This window comes from Streptomyces sp. AHA2 (genome assembly GCF_036857595.1).
In the GTDB taxonomy this organism is placed as follows: Bacteria; Actinomycetota; Actinomycetes; order Streptomycetales; family Streptomycetaceae; genus Streptomyces.
In genome coordinates this window covers 163,530-180,346 of the sequence record NZ_JAUQWJ010000001.1, presented here as the reverse complement: position 1 = coordinate 180,346, position 16,817 = coordinate 163,530, and the positions used below count along the sequence as shown (strand labels likewise).

The window sequence follows — 16,817 nt, the reverse complement described above, 5'->3', positions numbered from 1 at the left end:
GGGTCTCCTGCGGAAGGAACGCCATGAAGCTCGACGCACCGGTGACCGGCGGGCCCTGCTGGGTGGAGCTGGGCACCAGCGACCTGGAGGCGGCCCGGCGGTTCTACACGCGCCTGTTCGGCTGGCGGCCGGAGACGGACCCCCGCCGGGAGGCGGGCGGCTACACCGTGGCCCACCTCGGGGACGCGGCCGTCGCCGCCCTCGCTCCCCTCCACCAGCCCTCCCGGCCGGTGGCGTGGAACGTGTCGTTCGCGGTGACGGACGCGGGCGCCGCGGCCCGCGCGGTCACGGAGGCGGACGGGGTGGTCCTGCTGGGCCCGGTGGACGTGTTCGACGCGGGCCGCCTCGTGGTGGCCGCCGACCCGGGCGGCGCGGTGTTCCAGCTCTGGCAGGCGGGCACCTTTCCGGGCGCCGGGCTGGTCAACGCGCCCGGCACGCTGGGCTGGGTGGAGCTGTTCACCCGGGACCCCGAGCAGGCCGTGGCGTTCTACGCCCGCGTGTTCGGCTGGAGCGTCAACGCCTCGGACCGCTACACGCGGTGGCGGCTGGACGGCGCGGACTTCGGCGGCATGGTGACGATGGACGACAAGTTCCCGCCGGAGGTGCCGCCCCACTGGCTGCCCTACTTCGCCGTCGCCGACGTGGACGGGACGACCGCCGTCGTCCAGCGGCACGGCACGGTCCTGATGGTCCCGACGTCCGTCCCCGACGGTCCGCGCATCGCGGTGCTGCGTGATCCGCAGGGGGCGATGTTCGGGGTGTATCCGGCGGAGCACGGGTTCTAGTCCGGGCGCGGCGGCGCGGCGGCCTGCCACCGGTGCCTTCACCTGGCGCGGGAGGCGGGGGCGATGGCCTTCTCAGGGCCGCAGTGCGCCCAGGCGGCCCTCCAGCTGGCCGAGCAACTCCCCGAGCAGCACCGCCAGTTCCCCCTGCTCGGGGGCGCCAAGACCGGACAGCGCGGCGGCCTCGTAGGCGAGTTGGGAGGGCAGGACGGCGTCGACCAGGTCGCGGCCGGCGTCGGTGAGGCGGAGGTGGACGACCCGGCGGTCACGGGCGTCACCGCGGCGCTGGACCAGACCGCGCTCCGCGAGCTGCTTGAGCCGCTTGGTGACGGCGGCGCCGGAGGAGAACGTCTCCCGGGCCAGCTCCCCGGGGGTCAGCTCGTGCCCGGTCCGGCGCAGCGCGCCCAGCAGATCGAACTCCGGCCGGCTCAGTCCCGCCCGGCGCAGGGGCGCGTCCTCGGCCTGCTGGAGGAGCGCGGCGCACCGGTTGATCCGCCCGATGACCTCCATCGGGCCGGTGTCGAGTTCGGGGTGCACCGACCGCCACTGCCGGACCACGGCGGCGACGGTGTCGCCCCGGCGGCCGGCGGCCGGGTCGGCTGCGGTCCCGTCGTCCGCGCGGCGCGCCGCCCCGGGCTCGCTGCCGGAAGCCGGGCCCCCGGCGGAGCCGCTTCGCGGGCTTGCGGCGGCCTGCTCCGCCGCGGACGGCCGTTCGGGCGCGGCCGCGTCTCCTCCGACCCCCCGGCGCGGTCCGGCCCCCGGCCCGTTCCCTCCGGGTGACGATCCCTCGGTCGGCGTCATGCCCGTGCGTCCTCCGTCTCCGTGCCCGCGCTCCGCTGCGGGAGCAGCCCCTGGCGTCGTGCCGTAGCGGCGAGCGTACGGTGTCCGGACTGCTCGGTGAGCACGACCCTCTCCTGGGGCAGGGCCCTCTGCCACCACTCGCCGGCCGCGGCGTCGGCGGTGGCCCGGAGATCGGCCAGGGCCACCGCGAGTGCGCGGCGGGCCGTTTCCAGGGCGGCCGGATCGGGGTCCGGCCCGGCCAGCAGACGGGCGGCGTCCGCGCGGGCCCGGTCGGCGGCCGCCAGAGCGCGCTCCACCCGGTCGCCCGCGCGGCGGTCGGTGACCACGAGTGCGGCGGCGAACCCGACCAGCGCACCGACGACGGTGTCCGCGACGCGCTCCTTCATCAGCTCCCCCGGTGCCCGGTACCCCGCGAACTCCGTGATGAGCAGCGCCATCGGCGTCACGCAGACGCTGCCCAGCCAGTAGTTGCGGCTGATCAGCACCTCCGCGCCGAAGCCGAACGCCAGGCAGCTCAGCACGAGGGCCGCCGGGCCGAGGTGGGCCAGCGGCACGACGGCCAGGAAGACGAGGACGCCGGCGACGTTGCCCACCACGCGCTGCACGGCGCGGCCCCAGGTGAGGGTGATGTTGGCCTGGTACAGGGAGGCGGCGGTGACCAGCGCCCAGTACGGGCGGCCGATGCCCAGGGCGAGGGAGGCGTAGCCGGCGAGGGCGCAGCCGAGCGCCGTGCGGGCCGCCAGCGGGGTCAGGGGGCCCGGGCGGGCCCGCAGGGGCCGGGTCGCCTCCACGCCGAGGAGTTCCCCGGCGGCGGCGGGCGGGAGACCGGCTCTGGGCACGGGCCCGGTACCGCGCAGCTCGTCGGCCAGGGCGCGCAGCCGGCCGGCGTCCGCCTCCGCCGGGGCGGCGAGGGCCACCTCGGCGCGGACGACGAGCCGCTCCAGTGCCCGCCGGGTACGGGAGGGGGCCCGGGTGGACAGCAGTGACTGCCAGGCCGCCTGCACGGCGGCGTAGCCGGCCGCGCGGGCCCGGGCCCGGCCGGTGTCCGTCCCGGCGGCGGCACAGGCGGCGGCCGCCTTCAGCGCGGCGGCGGTGGCACGGCGCTCCGGGCCGTGCGGGCGCAGCAGTCCGGGCGCCATGCAGACCAGCCAGGCCCAGACCCCCGTGGCGGCGGCGAGGGCCAGATGCCCGGGGACCTGGGCGAGCCTCTGCGGCACGAACAGGGACGCCGAGGTGACGAAGGTGAGCACGACGTTGCCCGGCGGGCCGACGCGGGTGGCGTCGCACAGGACCTTCTGCGCGGCCGCGAGCAGCGCGCCGACGGTGACCAGGACGACCGCGCTGCCGGTGAGCGAGGCGGCGACCAGGGCGACGGCGAGACCGCCGAGCATGCCGAGCACCACCCGCACCAGTGCGCGGGCCCGGGCGGCGTAGGGCCGGTTGTGGGTGTACAGGGCGCACAGGGATCCGGCCATGGTGTACATCGCCAGGTCGAGCCGCCCGAGGGCGAGCAGCGTCAGGTTGGGCGGAGCCGTGGAGACCACCACGCTCAGCGCCGGCTTGAACCAGATCTCGGAGGGCCGGCCGGGACGCAGCACGCCCGCCAGGGGAAGGCGCCGGGGAGCCGTGGCGGGGGAGGTGGTGGGGGGCGCAGTGCTCACAGCATCCAGATTAACAGGTGTTTTACTTGTGAAATACCGCCGCCGGGCTGCCGTGCTCCCCGGAGTGCTCCCCGTGTACACCCTTGCGCTCGCGTGCGCACCGTCCGGTCCGGGCATCGAATGACCGACTGCCGAACGGGGGAGGTACGCGTGCACGGACCGGCATCGTCCGGCTGGCTGCTGGTGGCGCTCTGCGCGGTGACCGGCGCCTACTGCCTGCTGCGGATGCGCAGTGGAGCCGAGGGGGAACGCGGGACCGCGGGCGGTGAGGCGCTGATGGGCTTCGGGATGGCCGGGATGGCGGTCCCGGCCGCGGTGTTCACACCGCCCGCGTGGGCCTGGCCCGCGTACGCGGTCGTGTTCGGGGCGGCGGGCCTGCACGCGCTGTGGGCCGCGCGGTCCGGGGCGCACCACCTGCACCATCTGGTGGGGGCCGGGGCGATGGTCTACATGTCCCTCGTCATGGCGGGCTCCCCCGCGCACGCGCACGGCGGGGGCGGTTCGGGGATCCCGCTGCTGACGGGTGCGCTACTGCTGTACTTCGCCGGGTACGTGCTGCTGGCCGGTGTGCGGCTGGTGCCGGTGGCGGCCGTGGCCGGGAGCGGGGGCGCGGGTGCGGCCGGATGGGGCGACCGGCCCGAGCTGGCGCGGGCCTGCCGCCTGTCCATGGGCATGGCGATGGTGGCGATGCTGCTGACGGTGTGACACCGGATCGACGCGCCGGCGCGTCGACCGGGACGGCGCACGGTGCGCAGGCGGGACGGGCGCGCCGGTACGGGAGGGCAGCGCGGTGGCCACATCGTGCCGCCACCCCCTCGCGGCGTGCGCTCCCTCGCGGCGTGCTCAGGCTTGGCAGCGGCCGGGCGCGCCCACGGCTTCGGCCGCCCGACGGGGGTGTGACGGCCGTTCCGATCGACGCGGGAGACCACGTCCCCGCGTGGCGGCCCCGGTCGTGCACCGGCGGCGGCGTCGGCCCGGCGCTCCTCGAGCGGCGCGGGCCGGCTGGGGATTCCGTTGCCTGCGTCACTTTGCCTCCGGGAGCCGTACCGCAGCGAGGCGCTTGGCTCATAGGCTGCGGCCATGATGCTCCCCGCGGCGTTGCTGCTGCTCGGTGCCCTGACGGCCGTGGTCGCTCCGCGGCTGCTCGCCCGGGCGGACTGGCCCGACCGCGAGCCGGTGGTGGCGCTGTGGGTCTGGCAGTGCGTGGTGGCGGCCGTGCTGGTGTGCTGTGCCCTGTCGATGACGCTGAGCGCGGCGGCGGCCTGGCACGCGGTCGGCGGGCACGTCTTCGCGACGGCGCCCGGCCCGGTCGTCGAGGCCTACGCCCTCGGCACGGCGGGCACCTGGGCGGCGAGCACCGCGGTGGCGCTGGCCTGCGGCGGGCTGTGGAGCGCGGCGATGCTGGCCCGCGAGATCGGCCGGGCGCGTGCCCGGCGCCGCCGGCGCCGCGCCGACCTCCTGGTCCGGGCCCCGCTGATGCCGGGCGAGGTGGCCGTCTCCGGCCGGCTCGTCGTCCTGGAGAGCGAGCGGCCCGACGCCTGGTGGGTGCCCGGCACTCCGGCGCAACTGGTCGTCACCACGGCGGCGTTGCACCGGCTGAAGGGCCGGCAACTGGACGCCGTCCTGGCCCATGAGCAGGGTCACGCCCGCGCCCGGCACGACTGGCTGCTGAACTGCTCCTCGGCCTTGGCGGGCGGCTTCCCGCAGGTGCCGGTGTTCGCCGCGTTCCGCGACGAGATGCACCGCCTGGTCGAACTCGCCGCGGACGACACGGCCTCGCGGCGCTTCGGCCGTCTGACCACGGCTCTGGCCCTGGTGGAACTGAACGAGCACCGTGGCGTGTTCGGCCCATGCCCGGCACCGCACGCCCATGTCCCGGCCCGGGTGCACCGGTTGCTCACTCCCCCGGACCGCCTCTCCCCCTCGCGGCGGCTGCGCCTGACGGCGGCGGCCGCGCTGGTGCCGGTGGTACCGGTGCTGGTGGCGTTCGTACCGGGGCTGCGGGCCCTGGGCTGACCGCGGCCGGCACCCCGGCCGGATGGACGGGTGGTGTCCGGGACCCGTCACCCGGGTGACGGGAGATCGTCCCGTGCTGGTTTCGGAACCCGGGGTCCGGCGAGTATCGCTGTATGCACACCTCGTCCGTCGACTCCCCGCCCCGTCGGGAGCACCGCACCACCGCGACGCTCGCCGGTGCCCTGGCCCTGTGCTCGGCCCTGCTGCTGATCCTCGTCGCGGCGAGATGGAGTCCGCTGGTCACCGCGGACGGCGACATCGCGGCCACCACGCACGACTGGGCGGTCGACGCGGGCGGCGTGACCCAGGCGTGCCGCATCCTGACCGACTGGGTCTGGGACCCGTGGACGATGCGGCTGCTGTGCGCGGTCGTCGTCGTGGCACTGGTGGTGCGGTTCGCGGCGCGCTGGACGGCGGTGTGGCTGGCCGTGGCGGTGGCGTTCGGCACCCTGCTGCAGCAGGGCGTCAAGGCGGCCGTGGACCGGCCCCGTCCCGTGTGGCCCGACCCGGTCGACTCCGCCCACTACGCGGCCTTCCCCTCGGGGCACGCGATGACCGCCACGGTGGTGTGCGGACTGCTGCTGTGGCTGCTGCACCGCCACGGCGTGACCCGCGCGCTGTGGCGTACCGCCCTGGCCGTGGCCGTGGTCTCCGTGGTGGGCGTCGGCCTGACCCGGATCTGGCTGGGGGTGCACTGGCCGTCGGACGTGGTGGGCGGCTGGCTGATGGGGGCGACGGTGGTGGCCCTGGCGGTGTGGGCGCACACCCGGTGGCAGCCGGGGCGGGCGGACGAACGGGACTGAGTCCGGGCGCATGCCGGGCCGGGCACCACGTGGCCTCACCCACGGGCGCGAACGGCTCCCGGCCGCGTCCGGCCCGGCACCCCGTGCCGCGCCTGCGCAGGCCGCTGCGGCGACGGCCCGCCGTGACGAGAGGGGTGAGGGACTCCCCGCTCCCGTCCCGGCCGGCACCGGGTGGCCTCACCGGCCGCCGCGGACCGGGCGGCCCTCGGCCTCCCGAAAGTACCGGCGGCCGCGCGGCGGCTCCTCGTAGGATCACCCCATGAACGCCGTGCTGTTCGACTTCTCGGGCACCCTCTTCCGGGTCGAGTCCACCGACGCCTGGTTGCGCGGGGTCATGGCGGGGATGCGCAGCCCTCTCTCCGAGGCCGAGCTGACCGCCGCGGCGCGGGCGCTGGAAGCGGTCGGGGCGCTGCCCGGCGGGGGCGAGCCTGCGCGCATCCCAAAGGAACTGGCCGGCGTCTGGAAGATCCGCGACCGCAGCGCCGCGCTGCACCGGGCCGCCTACACCGGCCTGTCCCGCCAGGTCCCGCTGCCCGACCCGGCACTGCACGACGCGCTGTACGACCGGCACATGACCCCGGCCGCCTGGGCCCCCTACCCGGACGCGCCGGAGGTGCTGCGGGTCCTGCGGGAGCGCGGCATCCCGGTGGGCGTGGTCAGCAACATCGGCTGGGACCCGCGGCCGGTCTTCCGCGAACACGGCCTGGACCGCTACGTGGACACCTACGTCCTGTCGTTCGAGCACGGCATCCAGAAGCCCGACCCCCGGCTGTTCGCGGCCGCGTGCGAGGCGCTGGGCGCCGATCCCCGCAGGACGCTCATGGTCGGGGACAACCGCGAGGCGGACGGCGGCGCCACCGCCCTGGGCTGCGGGGTGCACTTCGTGGACCACCTGCCGGTGACCGACCGGCCCGCCGGACTGCTGCCGGTGCTGGAGCTGGTGGGCTGAGAGTGGCGCGGCAGAAGAGGCGCGCCCGGCCGTCGACGTGAACTGGTAGCCCGGGGCCACCACCTGGGCGTTCGCACGTCTGCCTCGGACGATCCCCCGCGTCGCCCGAGGCAGACGGCATCGCCGGCCCAGACCGGGAGGTCTGGCCGGACGCCTTCCGAGTATAGTTGGCTGGCAGCCAGTCAACGCAGGAGTTCCAGGATGTCCCCGCGCAGCGCCTCGGTCAATGAAGAGTTGCGGCGGCGTTCCCGGGAGCGGCTCCTGCAGGCGGCGGTCGAACTCGTGGGCGAGCGCGGCTACGAGGCCACCACCCTGGGCGACATCGCGGACCGGGCCGGTTCGGCGCGCGGTCTGGTGTCGTACTACTTCCCCGGCAAGCGCCAGCTGGTGCAGTCCGCCGTGCACCGGCTGATGCACCGCACGCTGGAGGAGGCGCTGGAGCGCGAGCCGCGCACCGAGGACGGCCGGGAGCGGATGGCCCGGGCCATCGACGCGATCCTGGGCCTGGCCCGGGACCGGCCGGTGCTGATGCGCCAGCACATGGCGGGGATCCTGGACACCGAGGGCTTCGTGCAGTGCCCGGAGCAGCGCCGGCTGGCGGAGCTGCTGCGCGACACGATGGCGCGGCACGGTTCGAGGGACGTCGACCGCGACTACCCCATGATGCGGGCCCTGCTGATGGGGGCGGTGTACGCGGCCCTGGTGCCGGGCGCGCCGATGCCGGTCCCGGTGCTGCGGGCCGAGCTGTTCAAGCGCTACCGGCTCGACTGGGAGCTGGGTCTCCCGCCGGAGGCCGGGGCCTCCGGCGGGAGCGGCGACGGGGATCTGTCGCGGTTCTTCGCGACCGGGGCCGCACCGCGGTGCGGCCCGCCGGATCAGTCGAAGTAGTCGGGCTGGGTCTGCACGTTCAGTTCACGCTGATGGACCCGGCGGGCCGGATCCGTGCGCCGGTCGTCGATCTTCAGGACGTCGAAGCCCCGGGCGTACTCGTTCGAGTAGATGTAGCCGTTGTAGTAGTAAGCGGACCAGGAGCCGCCCGACTTGATCGTGTCGGTGGTCAGCGGACCGCGGTCGAAGTAGGCGATCTCCTTCGGCTTGTCCGAGTCGGTGAACTCCCAGACGGAGACGCCGCCCTGGTACCAGGCCTGGACCATGATGTCCCTGCCCTTGACCGGGATGAGCGAGCCGTTGTGGGCGACGCAGTTCTCGGTGTCCGCCTGGTGACGGGGGATCTTGAAGTAGCTGCGGAAGACGAGCTTGCGCTGGTCGCCCTTGCCGACGATGTCGTAGATGCCGTCGGCACCGCGGTCCGGTCCGACCTCGGCGTTGCAGGTGGCCGCGCCGCCGCCGCCCAGTTCGTCGGTGAAGACGACCTTGTCGGCCTTCTGGTTGAACGTCGCGGAGTGCCAGAACGCGAAGTTCACGTTGTCCTGCACCTGGTCGATGACCTTCGGGCGTTCCGGGTCCTTGATGGAGAACAGGATGCCGTCGCCCATGCAGGCGCCCGCCGCCAGGTCCTTCGACGGCAGCACCGTGATGTCGTGGCAGCCGGTGGTCTTGGAGACGCCCGGGTTCACCGGGCCGCCCGGGTTGCCGCCACCGTCCGGCCCCTCACCGGGGAACAGCACGGGGAAGCCGACGACCTCGGCCTTCTCGGGGGCGTGGCGCGGCACCTTGATGACGGAGATGCCGTCGTGCGGCGGCTGGCAGTCGGGGTAGGCCGCGTTCGGCGAGTACGAGGAGACGTACACGTAGACGTTGCGGCGCTCGGGCACCAGCGTGTGGGTGTGCGAGCCGCAGGCGGTCTCGACTGCGGCGACGTACTTCGGGTTGCGCTTGTCGCTGATGTCGAAGACCTTCATGCCCTCCCACGAGGACTTCTCGGTCGCCGGCTGGGTGGTGCTGGAGCAACTGCTGTCGCTGCGCGAGGAGTCGGTCGACAGGAACAGCAGGTCACCGGAGACGGAGATGTCGTTCTGCGAGCCGGGGCACAGGACCTGGGCGACGGTCCTGGGCGCCTTGGGGTTGCTGATGTCGAAGATGCGGAAGCCGTCGTAGTTGCCGGCGAAGGCGTACCGGCCCTGGAAGGCGAGGTCCGAGTTCGTGCCCTGCAGCACGTCCTTGGGGACGTGGGCCAGGTGCCGGATGTTGTCGGAGTGGACGATCTCGTCCTGGCCGGGCATGTCTCCGCTGCGGATGGCTTCGCGCACCTCGGCCTGGGCGCTCCTGGAGACCTCCTTCGGTGCGGGCGGCGCGTCTCCGGGGTCGGGGGTGGCCCCTGCCGGAGCCGCCGTGAGAAGCGCGGCCAGCAGTCCACCGGCGGCTGCGACGACTCCCAGTCGTCTGCGGCGTGTTCTGCGGTCGTTCAACAGGATCACTGTTTTCCTCCCTGGTTCCGTTCACTGCGGAACGGTTCACGCACCACGCAGTATCGTCTTCGCCATGCACATACCAATAGGGGGCAACGAAATCGCAATGAAGTTTTGCGATCAATGACCCGCGGAAGCGTGCCAGTACGCGTCCGCACCACGAGGTGTGCCCCAACCCGTCCGCCCCAGGAGGTCGTTGTGCTCTTCCGCCGTGCGTCCCGTACGTCCCGCGCGTCCGCGGTCACGACGGGACTGGTCGCCCTGGCCGTGCTCGGGACGGGAGGATGCGACTCCGGTTCGGACGGGAAGGCGGCGTCGGACGGTCCCGCGGTGATCGCGCCGGGCGAGCCGGGCGAGGCCAACCGCACCCTGTCCGCCGAGGAGGCCGCGGACCGGCGTGCGGAGAACGACTCCCCCAACTCCGCCGACGTCTCCTACGTGCGCATGATGATCGAGCACCACGCGCAGGCGCTGGTGATGACCGACCTCGTCCCGGGACGGGCCGGGTCGAAGGACGTCGAGCGCATCGCCGAGCGCATCGCGGCCGGGCAGAAACCCGAGATCGAGGCCATGAAGGGCTGGCTGAAGTCGTACGGCAAGCCGCTGGAGGCCGGACGGCACGACCACGCGGCGATGCCCGGCATGGCGACCGAGGCCCAGCTGGACAAGCTCCGCGCGGCCGAGGGGAGCGCGTTCGACCGCCTCTTCCTCACCCTGATGACGACCCATCACCAGGGCGCGATCACCATGGCCACGGAGGTGAAGGGGCAGGGCAACAACATCCGCGTCGAGGAGATGGCCGACGAGGTGACAGCGCAGCAGACGAGCGAGATCACCCGGATGCGGAACATGCTCGAACGTGGCCGGTGATCGCCGCGCACACCGAGCTCCGCCCCGCCCGGCCGCTGGTCGCCGACCTCCGCCGCCCGCTACGAGGTGGGCAGAGTCCTGGCCACCGGCGAGTCCTACAGCCGACCCGCACACCAGAAGGTCGGCACGAAACCCCGACGCACCGGCGGGTCGCCCAGCTCAGCCGGACAGGCGGAATCCAGCGATCTGGTACTCCAGCCCCTCACGGAACTCCAGGTGCGGGACAGCACTCCGCATCGCCGGGTACAGCGCGGGCGGAACCTCGTAGACCGCGGTCGCGAGGAAGTCGTCGTCGCGGCGGGGGAACAGGTCCCGGAGACTCAGGATCTCGACCCGGGTCAGGCCAGTGACATGAGCAGCTCGCTCATCACCGTCCCAGCCGACGAGCTCCCACCCGAGGGTTTCGGCGTCGATATCGGTCACGTGCCTACGGTATGCGCGAACTGCCCGTGAGGTTGAACGTCAAGCCGAACGCCCCTCCGGCGCCCGGCCGGTGAGGCTCCTGCCCTGAACTCCCGTACCGGTGCGGGCGGGTCAGCGTCTCGTCCGGCGCGCCGGGAGCAGGCCGGCGTCCCTGGCCTGGCCGATCAGCCGCAGAGACGTGCGGCGGCCGTGACCGGTCGCGGACATCACGGCGAGGACCGGATCGGTTCCGTCCCGCTGGGCCGCGCGGTACTCCCGCGCGACGAGTTGCCGCCCCTCGGCTCCGCGCGGGCGCACCGGCCGGGCGCGGCGGCCCGAGCCGCTCCCCCCGGACCCGGAGCCGGCGGCGCACGCCCCGGCGACCGCCTCCTCGATCCAGTCGGCGAGCACCGCCAGGTCGTCCAGGGTCAGCGCGGGCTGGGCCCGCACCTCCTCGACGCAGACGCTTCCGCCGGCCACCAGTGCCAGCGCGTCGACACGGGCCCCGTCCGGGAAGGCCAGACGGAACTCGAACCAGCGCGTGGCGCCCTCGCTCTCCCGCACTTCCCACGCGGGGCGCACGGACACGGCACCGTCCACCGGAGAGCGATCAGAAAGATGAACAAAGGATGCTTCGAGCACACACGGAACGTAACCGCATGATCACATTCCCTACAGATCGGACACGCGCCCTGGGCGCCGCACTGCACCCTGTCAGCGCAGCCGCAGCGGTCGCCCGCCCGGGCCGGAAGGCTGCGGACGCCTTCGAACCGTCAGTCGGCGAGCCGGGCGGCCTGTCGGGCCGCGGCCTCCAGCAGTGCGTCCAGGAGGCCGGGGAACAGAGCCTCCAGGTCGTCGCGCCGCAGTCCGTTCATCTTGGCCGTCCCGCGGTACACCTGCCGGATGACCCCGCTCTCCCGCAGCACCCGGAAGTGGTGGGTCGTCGTCGACTTGGTCACCGGCAGCTCGAAGTGGGAGCAGGACAACTCCCCGCTCGCGGCGGCGAGTTCCCGCACGATCCGCAGCCGCATGGGGTCGGACAGCGCGTGCAGCACGCCCTCCAGCCGGACCTCGTCCCGCACGGGATGCGGCAGATCACGGCTACTCACGGCGGGGGTCGTCACGGCGGCCTCACTTCCTCGGAGAGTTCCCATGGTACGAGAACCATCGTAGTTTGACACTCGCCGTACTACGATGTCTATCGTACGAGCAGGCCCCTGCCCCGTGACGACGAATGGAGTGTGCCGTGACCGCGCTCTTCGAGCCCTTCACCCTGCGCGATGTGACGATCCCGAACCGCGTGTGGATGCCCCCGATGTGCCAGTACTCGGCCGCACCGGAGGGCCCGGAGGCCGGCGCCCCGACCGACTGGCACTTCGCCCACTACGCCGCCCGCGCGACCGGCGGCACGGGCCTGATCGTCGTCGAGGCCACCGCCGTGTCCCCCGAGGGCCGCATCTCCCCCTACGACCTGGGCATCTGGAACGACAGGCAGGTGGAGGCCTTCCGCCGGATCACCCGCTTCCTCAGGGAGCAGGGCACCGTCCCGGCGGTCCAGCTGGCCCACGCGGGCCGCAAGGCGTCGACGGAGCGGCCCTGGAAGGGCGGCGCCCCGGTCGGCCCGGAGGCCCACGGCTGGGGCTCCGTCGCCCCGAGCGCGCTGGCCTTCGACGAGCGGCACCCGGTCCCGGCCGAGCTGACGGCCGGGCAGATCGGCGACGTCGTCGAGCAGTTCGCGGCCGCGGCCCGCCGCGCGCTGGCCGCCGGCTTCGAGATCGCCGAGATCCACGGGGCCCACGGCTACCTGATCAACGAGTTCCTCTCGCCGCACTCCAACCACCGCACCGACGCCTACGGCGGCTCCTGGGAGAACCGCACCCGCTTCGCGCTCGAGGTGGTCGACGCCGTGCGCGCGGTGTGGCCGGACGACAAGCCGCTGTTCTTCCGCATCTCGGCGACCGACTGGCTCGACGAGGGGGGCTGGACGGCGGACGACACCGTCCGCTTCGCCGCCGAGCTGCGCGCCCACGGCGTGGACCTGCTGGACGTCTCCACCGGCGGCAACGCCTCCGGTGTGCACATCCCCACCGGCCCCGGCTACCAGGTGCCCTTCGCCGCCCGGGTGCGCAACGAGTCGGGCCTTCCGGTCGCCGCGGTCGGTCTGATCACCGACGTGGAGCAGGCGGAGAAGATCCTGGCCAACGGCGAGGCGGACGCCGTCCTGCTGGGCCGCGAGCTGCTGCGCAACCCGTCCTGGGCGCGGCACGCGGCGCGGGAGCTCGGCGGCGAGGTGAGGGTGCCGGACCAGTACCACCGCTCCGTCTGATCCCCCACCCCCGCCTGCCGCCGACCGGCCGCGTACGCCGTCCCTCCGGGGCGCGAGCGCGGCCGGTTCGTCTTTTCGCCCGACAGCGTTCTCCCCTTCGCGGATCCGGGTCGCAACCGGCTGGATGTGTTCTGCGAGAGGCGTTGACCAGAAAGCGCTTACCGTCTACGTTCCGTTCAGCGGGTTGACCCCGGGAGCACCCCAGCGGGGCGCGCGCCCAGCCTGCCCGGGCCCAGGAACTGCACCCTGAGGCCGGGACGGACGGCAACCGGGACCCACGCGCAGCCCGCAACGGACGAGGGGATGACCGTCGTTCATGTACTTGACGCACCCGAATCTGATCCGCCCCCACGACAGGAGGAATCGGGACATGACTTCCGCGACCCGACCGCGCGCCCGCAGGCGTGCACTGACCGGCACACTGGCCACCCTGGGCCTTTCGGTTGGCATGATCATGATTACCAACGCCCCGACGGCGAGCGCCGCCACCTGGCCCACTCCGAACGGCAGCCAGGGCACCTCCGCCACCATCTCGGTCTCCGGCACCAAGGACTACGGGATGAAGCGGTTCTACGGCACCGGCGACCTGGCCGGTGACGGCCAGGAGGAGGGCCAGGACCCCGTCTTCCGGCTCGCGGACGGCGCGGTGCTGAAGAACGTCATCCTGGGCGCCCCGGCCGCCGACGGCATCCACTGCGAGGGCAGTTGCACGCTGCAGAACGTCTGGTGGGAGGACGTCGGCGAGGACGCCGCCACCTTCCGCGGCGGGACCGGTGCCACGTACCACGTGATCGGCGGCGGCGCGAAGAAGGCCGCGGACAAGGTCTTCCAGCACAACGGCGGAGGCACGGTCAACATCTCCGACTTCGCGGTGCAGGAGTTCAAGACGCTCTACCGCTCCTGCGGCGACTGCTCCACGCAGTACACCCGCAAGGTGAACCTCGACACCGTCGACGTGACCGGCACGGGGTCCACCGCACGGCTCGTCGGCATCAACGTCAACCGCAACGACGTGGCGACCCTGCGCGGCATCACGATCCGCAACGACTCCGCCCGCAAGGTCGTCCCCTGCCAGAAGTACAACAACAACACGGCGGTCGGGTCCGGTCCGGACAGCAAGAACTGCCTGTACTCGGCCTCGGACATCACCTACCGGTAGTCCGGGGAGGTCCTCCCCCCACGGTGGCGGCGGCCGTGCGGAGCGTCCCGGCGGGCGCTGCGCACGGCCGTCCCCGTCAGGTCGTCCGGATCACGCCACCCGCCTCGTGCACTGACGCGCGCGCCCTTCAGGTGCCGTGCACGCGTGCGCGCACCTCCCCGGTCAACTCCAGCCGATAGGCGGCGTAGGCGGCGCGCAGTTCACCTCCGGGCCAGCCGGCGGGGAGCAGTTCGGGGGGCAGCACGGGGTCGGCGAGCAGATGCCGGACGACCGCCGCGAAGGCGGTGAGGCGGTCCGCGGGCCGGTCCGCCCCGGCGATGTGGGCGAGGAGCTCCCGGGCCGTGCCGGACCAGGCGTCCAGCGGCCACAGGGACGCGGCGAGCTCGCGCGCGGGCCGGTCGGGCCGGGAGGTGTAGCGCTGGATCACCTCCCCCAGGTCCGCGGGGAGGTCCCGGGTGAGATTGGCGGGCCTGAGCCAGACGCCCTCGCGCAGCTCGGCCAGCCGGAGGCCGGTCAGCCGGGCCCTCAACGCGGCGCGTTCGGCCGGTCCCCGGCCGGTCGCGGTGACGACGGCCATCTCCCAGTCACCGTCCCACGCGCGCGTGCGCGGCCGCACGGCGTCGTCCTGACGGCGCTGACGGTCCAGGAGCCGGTCGCTGAGGCGGTAACCGGCGTCCGTGCGGCGCAGATCGCCGGCGGCCACCATCCGGCTGAGCGCGGCGCGCAGGGTCGAGCCGCCGACGCCGAACCCCTCGACGAGCAGCACCAGCTCCCTCGCCGCCAGCTCGGGAGGGTGCGTTCCGAGCAGCACGCTCAGTACGACCGACCGCGCGGACAGGGGGCGCAGATCGAGCGCGCCGGCCGGCGCGGGCACGTTCCTGGGCATGGTCACGTACTGTACGCGGCACCCTCGCCGTTGCATCGTTGCTGCGGTCGCACCAGAAGTGCAACACTCGGGCATGGTCTCGACATCCGAGGAACAGCGGGCGTACGGCTCACCCGCCACGCACGACGTCACCAACCAGGCCCCGCCCCTCGCCCCGTACGACGCCTCGGACGACACGGCCCTGCTGGAGGGGCTGCGGCGGGAGGGCGCCGGGTGGGCCGAGGCGGACCTGCGGCGGCTCGGCCGGCAGGCCGGCAGCGTCCAGGCGCAGGAGTGGGCCGATCTGGCCAACCGGCACGAGCCGGAACTGCGCACCCACGACCGGTACGGCCACCGGGTGGACGAGGTCGAGTTCCACCCGAGCTGGCACCACCTGATGCGCACGGCCGTCGCCGAAGGGCTCGCCGGGGCACCCTGGGCGGACGACCGGCCCGGCGCCCACGTCGCCCGGACGGCCGGCGGCCTGGTCTGGGGTCACACGGAGGCCGGGCACGGCTGCCCGACCTCGATGACCTACGCGGCCGTCCCCGTCCTGCGCCGCCGGCCGGAGCTGGCCGAGCTCTACGAGCCGCTGCTGACCAGCCGCGAGTACGACCCCGCCCTGCGCGAGCCCGCCGAGAAACGAGGGCTGCTCGCCGGTATGGGGATGACCGAGAAGCAGGGCGGCTCCGACGTGCGCGCGAACACCACGGCGGCCACACCCACGGCCGAGCCCGGGGTGTACACCCTGCGCGGGCACAAGTGGTTCACCTCGGCGCCGATGTGCGACGTGTTCCTGGTGCTGGCCCAGGCCCCGGGCGGGCTGTCGTGCTTCCTGGTGCCGCGGGTACTGCCGGACGGCACGCGCAACACGTTCCGCATCCAGCGCCTGAAGGACAAGCTGGGCAACCGGTCCAACGCCTCCTCGGAGCCCGAGTTCGACGGCACGGTCGCCTGGCTGGTCGGCCCCGAGGGACAGGGCGTCAGGACGATCATCGAGATGGTCAACTGCACCCGTCTGGACTGCGTGACGATGTCGGCCGCGCTGATGCGCAAGTCCCTCGTGGAGGCGGGGCACCACACACGGCACCGCAGCGCCTTCGGCGCACGGCTGGTGGACCAGCCACTGATGCGCAACGTGCTGGCCGACCTCGCGCTGGAGTCCGAGGCCGCGACGGCGCTGACGCTGCGGCTGGCCGGGGCGGCCGACCGGGCCGTGCGCGGGGACCCGGGCGAGAGCGCGTTCCGCCGGATCGCCACCGCCGTGGGCAAGTACTGGGTGACCAAGCGCGGTCCGGCCTTCACGGCGGAGGCCCTGGAGTGCCTCGGCGGCAACGGCTACGTCGAGGACTCGGGCATGCCCCGGCACTACCGCGAGGCTCCCCTGCTGTCCATCTGGGAGGGCTCCGGGAACGTCAACGCACTCGACGTGCTGCGGGCGCTGAGCCGTGAACCGGGCACGGCGGACGCCCTGTTCGGCGAACTCGCCCTCGCGCACGGGGCGGACGCGCGGCTGGACGCGGCCGTGGCACGGCTGAAGCAGCGGCTGCCGGAGGCGACGCAGACGACGGCACGCCGACTCGTGGAGGAGATGGCCCTGGCCCTCCAGGCCTGCCTGCTGGTGCGGCACGCCCCGCCCGCCGTCGCCGACGCCTTCTGCACGACCCGGCTCGGCGGCGACTGGGGGCACGCCTTCGGGACGCTGCCCGAGGGGGCGGCCCTGGACGCGGTCGTGGCGCGGGCGCTGCCCGGGGACTGACCCACAGTCGGCCAACCAGCACACAGATCGCGCACAGTCACACCCCGGTCCCCCT

The 16,817-nt window shown here is 73.8% G+C and carries 17 protein-coding genes; 10 read left to right on the top strand and 7 right to left on the bottom strand.

Annotation, left to right across the window (positions count from 1 at the left end):
- Positions 1-23: 23 nt before the first annotated feature.
- Positions 24-785 (top strand): VOC family protein, encoded by a 762-nt coding sequence (locus Q5694_RS00865; protein ID WP_333929990.1) that lies wholly within the window; start codon positions 24-26, stop codon positions 783-785.
- A gap of 72 nt (positions 786-857) precedes the next feature.
- Here Q5694_RS00865 and Q5694_RS00860 read toward each other — a convergent pair whose 3' ends face one another.
- Both Q5694_RS00860 and Q5694_RS00855 read right to left on the bottom strand, forming a co-directional pair.
- Positions 858-1,583, bottom strand: coding sequence for a MarR family winged helix-turn-helix transcriptional regulator (locus Q5694_RS00860; RefSeq protein ID WP_443040789.1), 726 nt, complete (start codon positions 1,581-1,583; stop codon positions 858-860).
- Complete coding sequence (locus Q5694_RS00855) at positions 1,580-3,244, bottom strand: FUSC family protein (RefSeq protein WP_333929989.1); 1,665 nt, start codon at positions 3,242-3,244, stop codon at positions 1,580-1,582. Before Q5694_RS00855 ends, Q5694_RS00860 begins: the two co-directional genes overlap by 4 nt.
- Before the next feature lie 150 nt (positions 3,245-3,394).
- Here Q5694_RS00855 and Q5694_RS00850 point away from each other — a divergent pair, with 150 nt between their 5' ends.
- The 5 genes from Q5694_RS00850 to Q5694_RS00830 all read left to right on the top strand — a co-directional run bounded on the left by Q5694_RS00850 (position 3,395) and on the right by Q5694_RS00830 (position 7,900).
- Positions 3,395-3,949, top strand: coding sequence for a DUF5134 domain-containing protein (locus Q5694_RS00850; protein WP_333929988.1), 555 nt, complete (start codon positions 3,395-3,397; stop codon positions 3,947-3,949).
- 375 nt (positions 3,950-4,324) lie between these two features.
- Positions 4,325-5,260 (top strand): M56 family metallopeptidase, encoded by a 936-nt coding sequence (locus Q5694_RS00845; RefSeq protein ID WP_333929987.1) that lies wholly within the window; start codon positions 4,325-4,327, stop codon positions 5,258-5,260.
- 113 nt (positions 5,261-5,373) lie between these two features.
- Positions 5,374-6,063, top strand: coding sequence for a phosphatase PAP2 family protein (locus Q5694_RS00840; RefSeq protein ID WP_333929986.1), 690 nt, complete (start codon positions 5,374-5,376; stop codon positions 6,061-6,063).
- 259 nt (positions 6,064-6,322) lie between these two features.
- Positions 6,323-7,012, top strand: a complete 690-nt coding sequence (locus tag Q5694_RS00835; RefSeq protein WP_333929985.1) for an HAD family hydrolase — start codon at positions 6,323-6,325, stop codon at positions 7,010-7,012.
- 201 nt (positions 7,013-7,213) lie between these two features.
- Positions 7,214-7,900, top strand: coding sequence for a TetR/AcrR family transcriptional regulator (locus Q5694_RS00830; protein WP_333929984.1), 687 nt, complete (start codon positions 7,214-7,216; stop codon positions 7,898-7,900).
- Here the strand turns inward: Q5694_RS00830 and Q5694_RS00825 are convergent.
- Positions 7,888-9,390: an LVIVD repeat-containing protein gene (locus Q5694_RS00825; RefSeq protein ID WP_333929983.1), complete on the bottom strand. Its 1,503-nt coding sequence runs from the start codon at positions 9,388-9,390 to the stop codon at positions 7,888-7,890. The genes Q5694_RS00830 and Q5694_RS00825 overlap by 13 nt on opposite strands.
- Before the next feature lie 189 nt (positions 9,391-9,579).
- Between Q5694_RS00825 and Q5694_RS00820 the strand changes: the two genes are divergently transcribed.
- A complete protein-coding gene (locus Q5694_RS00820) occupies positions 9,580-10,251 on the top strand; it encodes a DUF305 domain-containing protein (RefSeq protein WP_333929982.1) in 672 nt (223 codons plus the stop codon).
- 159 nt (positions 10,252-10,410) lie between these two features.
- On the opposite strand, the gene Q5694_RS00815 is transcribed toward Q5694_RS00820, so the two are convergent.
- The 3 genes from Q5694_RS00815 to Q5694_RS00805 form a co-directional block, all read right to left on the bottom strand.
- A complete protein-coding gene (locus Q5694_RS00815; protein ID WP_333929981.1) occupies positions 10,411-10,674 on the bottom strand; it encodes a hypothetical protein in 264 nt (87 codons plus the stop codon).
- A 111-nt stretch (positions 10,675-10,785) separates the two neighbouring features.
- Positions 10,786-11,241 (bottom strand): DUF6214 family protein, encoded by a 456-nt coding sequence (locus tag Q5694_RS00810; RefSeq protein WP_333929980.1) that lies wholly within the window; start codon positions 11,239-11,241, stop codon positions 10,786-10,788.
- 185 nt (positions 11,242-11,426) lie between these two features.
- A complete protein-coding gene (locus Q5694_RS00805; RefSeq protein ID WP_333929979.1) occupies positions 11,427-11,777 on the bottom strand; it encodes an ArsR/SmtB family transcription factor in 351 nt (116 codons plus the stop codon).
- Positions 11,778-11,899: 122 nt separating this feature from the next.
- On the opposite strand from Q5694_RS00805, the gene Q5694_RS00800 reads away from it, so the two are divergent.
- Entirely contained in the window at positions 11,900-12,979 is a 1,080-nt protein-coding gene (locus Q5694_RS00800) for an NADH:flavin oxidoreductase/NADH oxidase (protein ID WP_333929978.1), read from the top strand.
- Between the two features lie 370 nt (positions 12,980-13,349).
- Positions 13,350-14,138 (top strand): pectate lyase, encoded by a 789-nt coding sequence (locus Q5694_RS00795; protein ID WP_333929977.1) that lies wholly within the window; start codon positions 13,350-13,352, stop codon positions 14,136-14,138.
- A gap of 127 nt (positions 14,139-14,265) precedes the next feature.
- Here the strand turns inward: Q5694_RS00795 and Q5694_RS00790 are convergent, their stop codons facing one another.
- Entirely contained in the window at positions 14,266-15,024 is a 759-nt protein-coding gene (locus Q5694_RS00790; RefSeq protein ID WP_333929976.1) for a PaaX family transcriptional regulator C-terminal domain-containing protein, read from the bottom strand.
- A gap of 73 nt (positions 15,025-15,097) precedes the next feature.
- Here Q5694_RS00790 and Q5694_RS00785 point away from each other — a divergent pair, with 73 nt between their 5' ends.
- A complete protein-coding gene (locus Q5694_RS00785) occupies positions 15,098-16,762 on the top strand; it encodes an acyl-CoA dehydrogenase family protein (RefSeq protein WP_333929975.1) in 1,665 nt (554 codons plus the stop codon).
- The last annotated feature ends 55 nt before the right edge of the window (positions 16,763-16,817 follow it).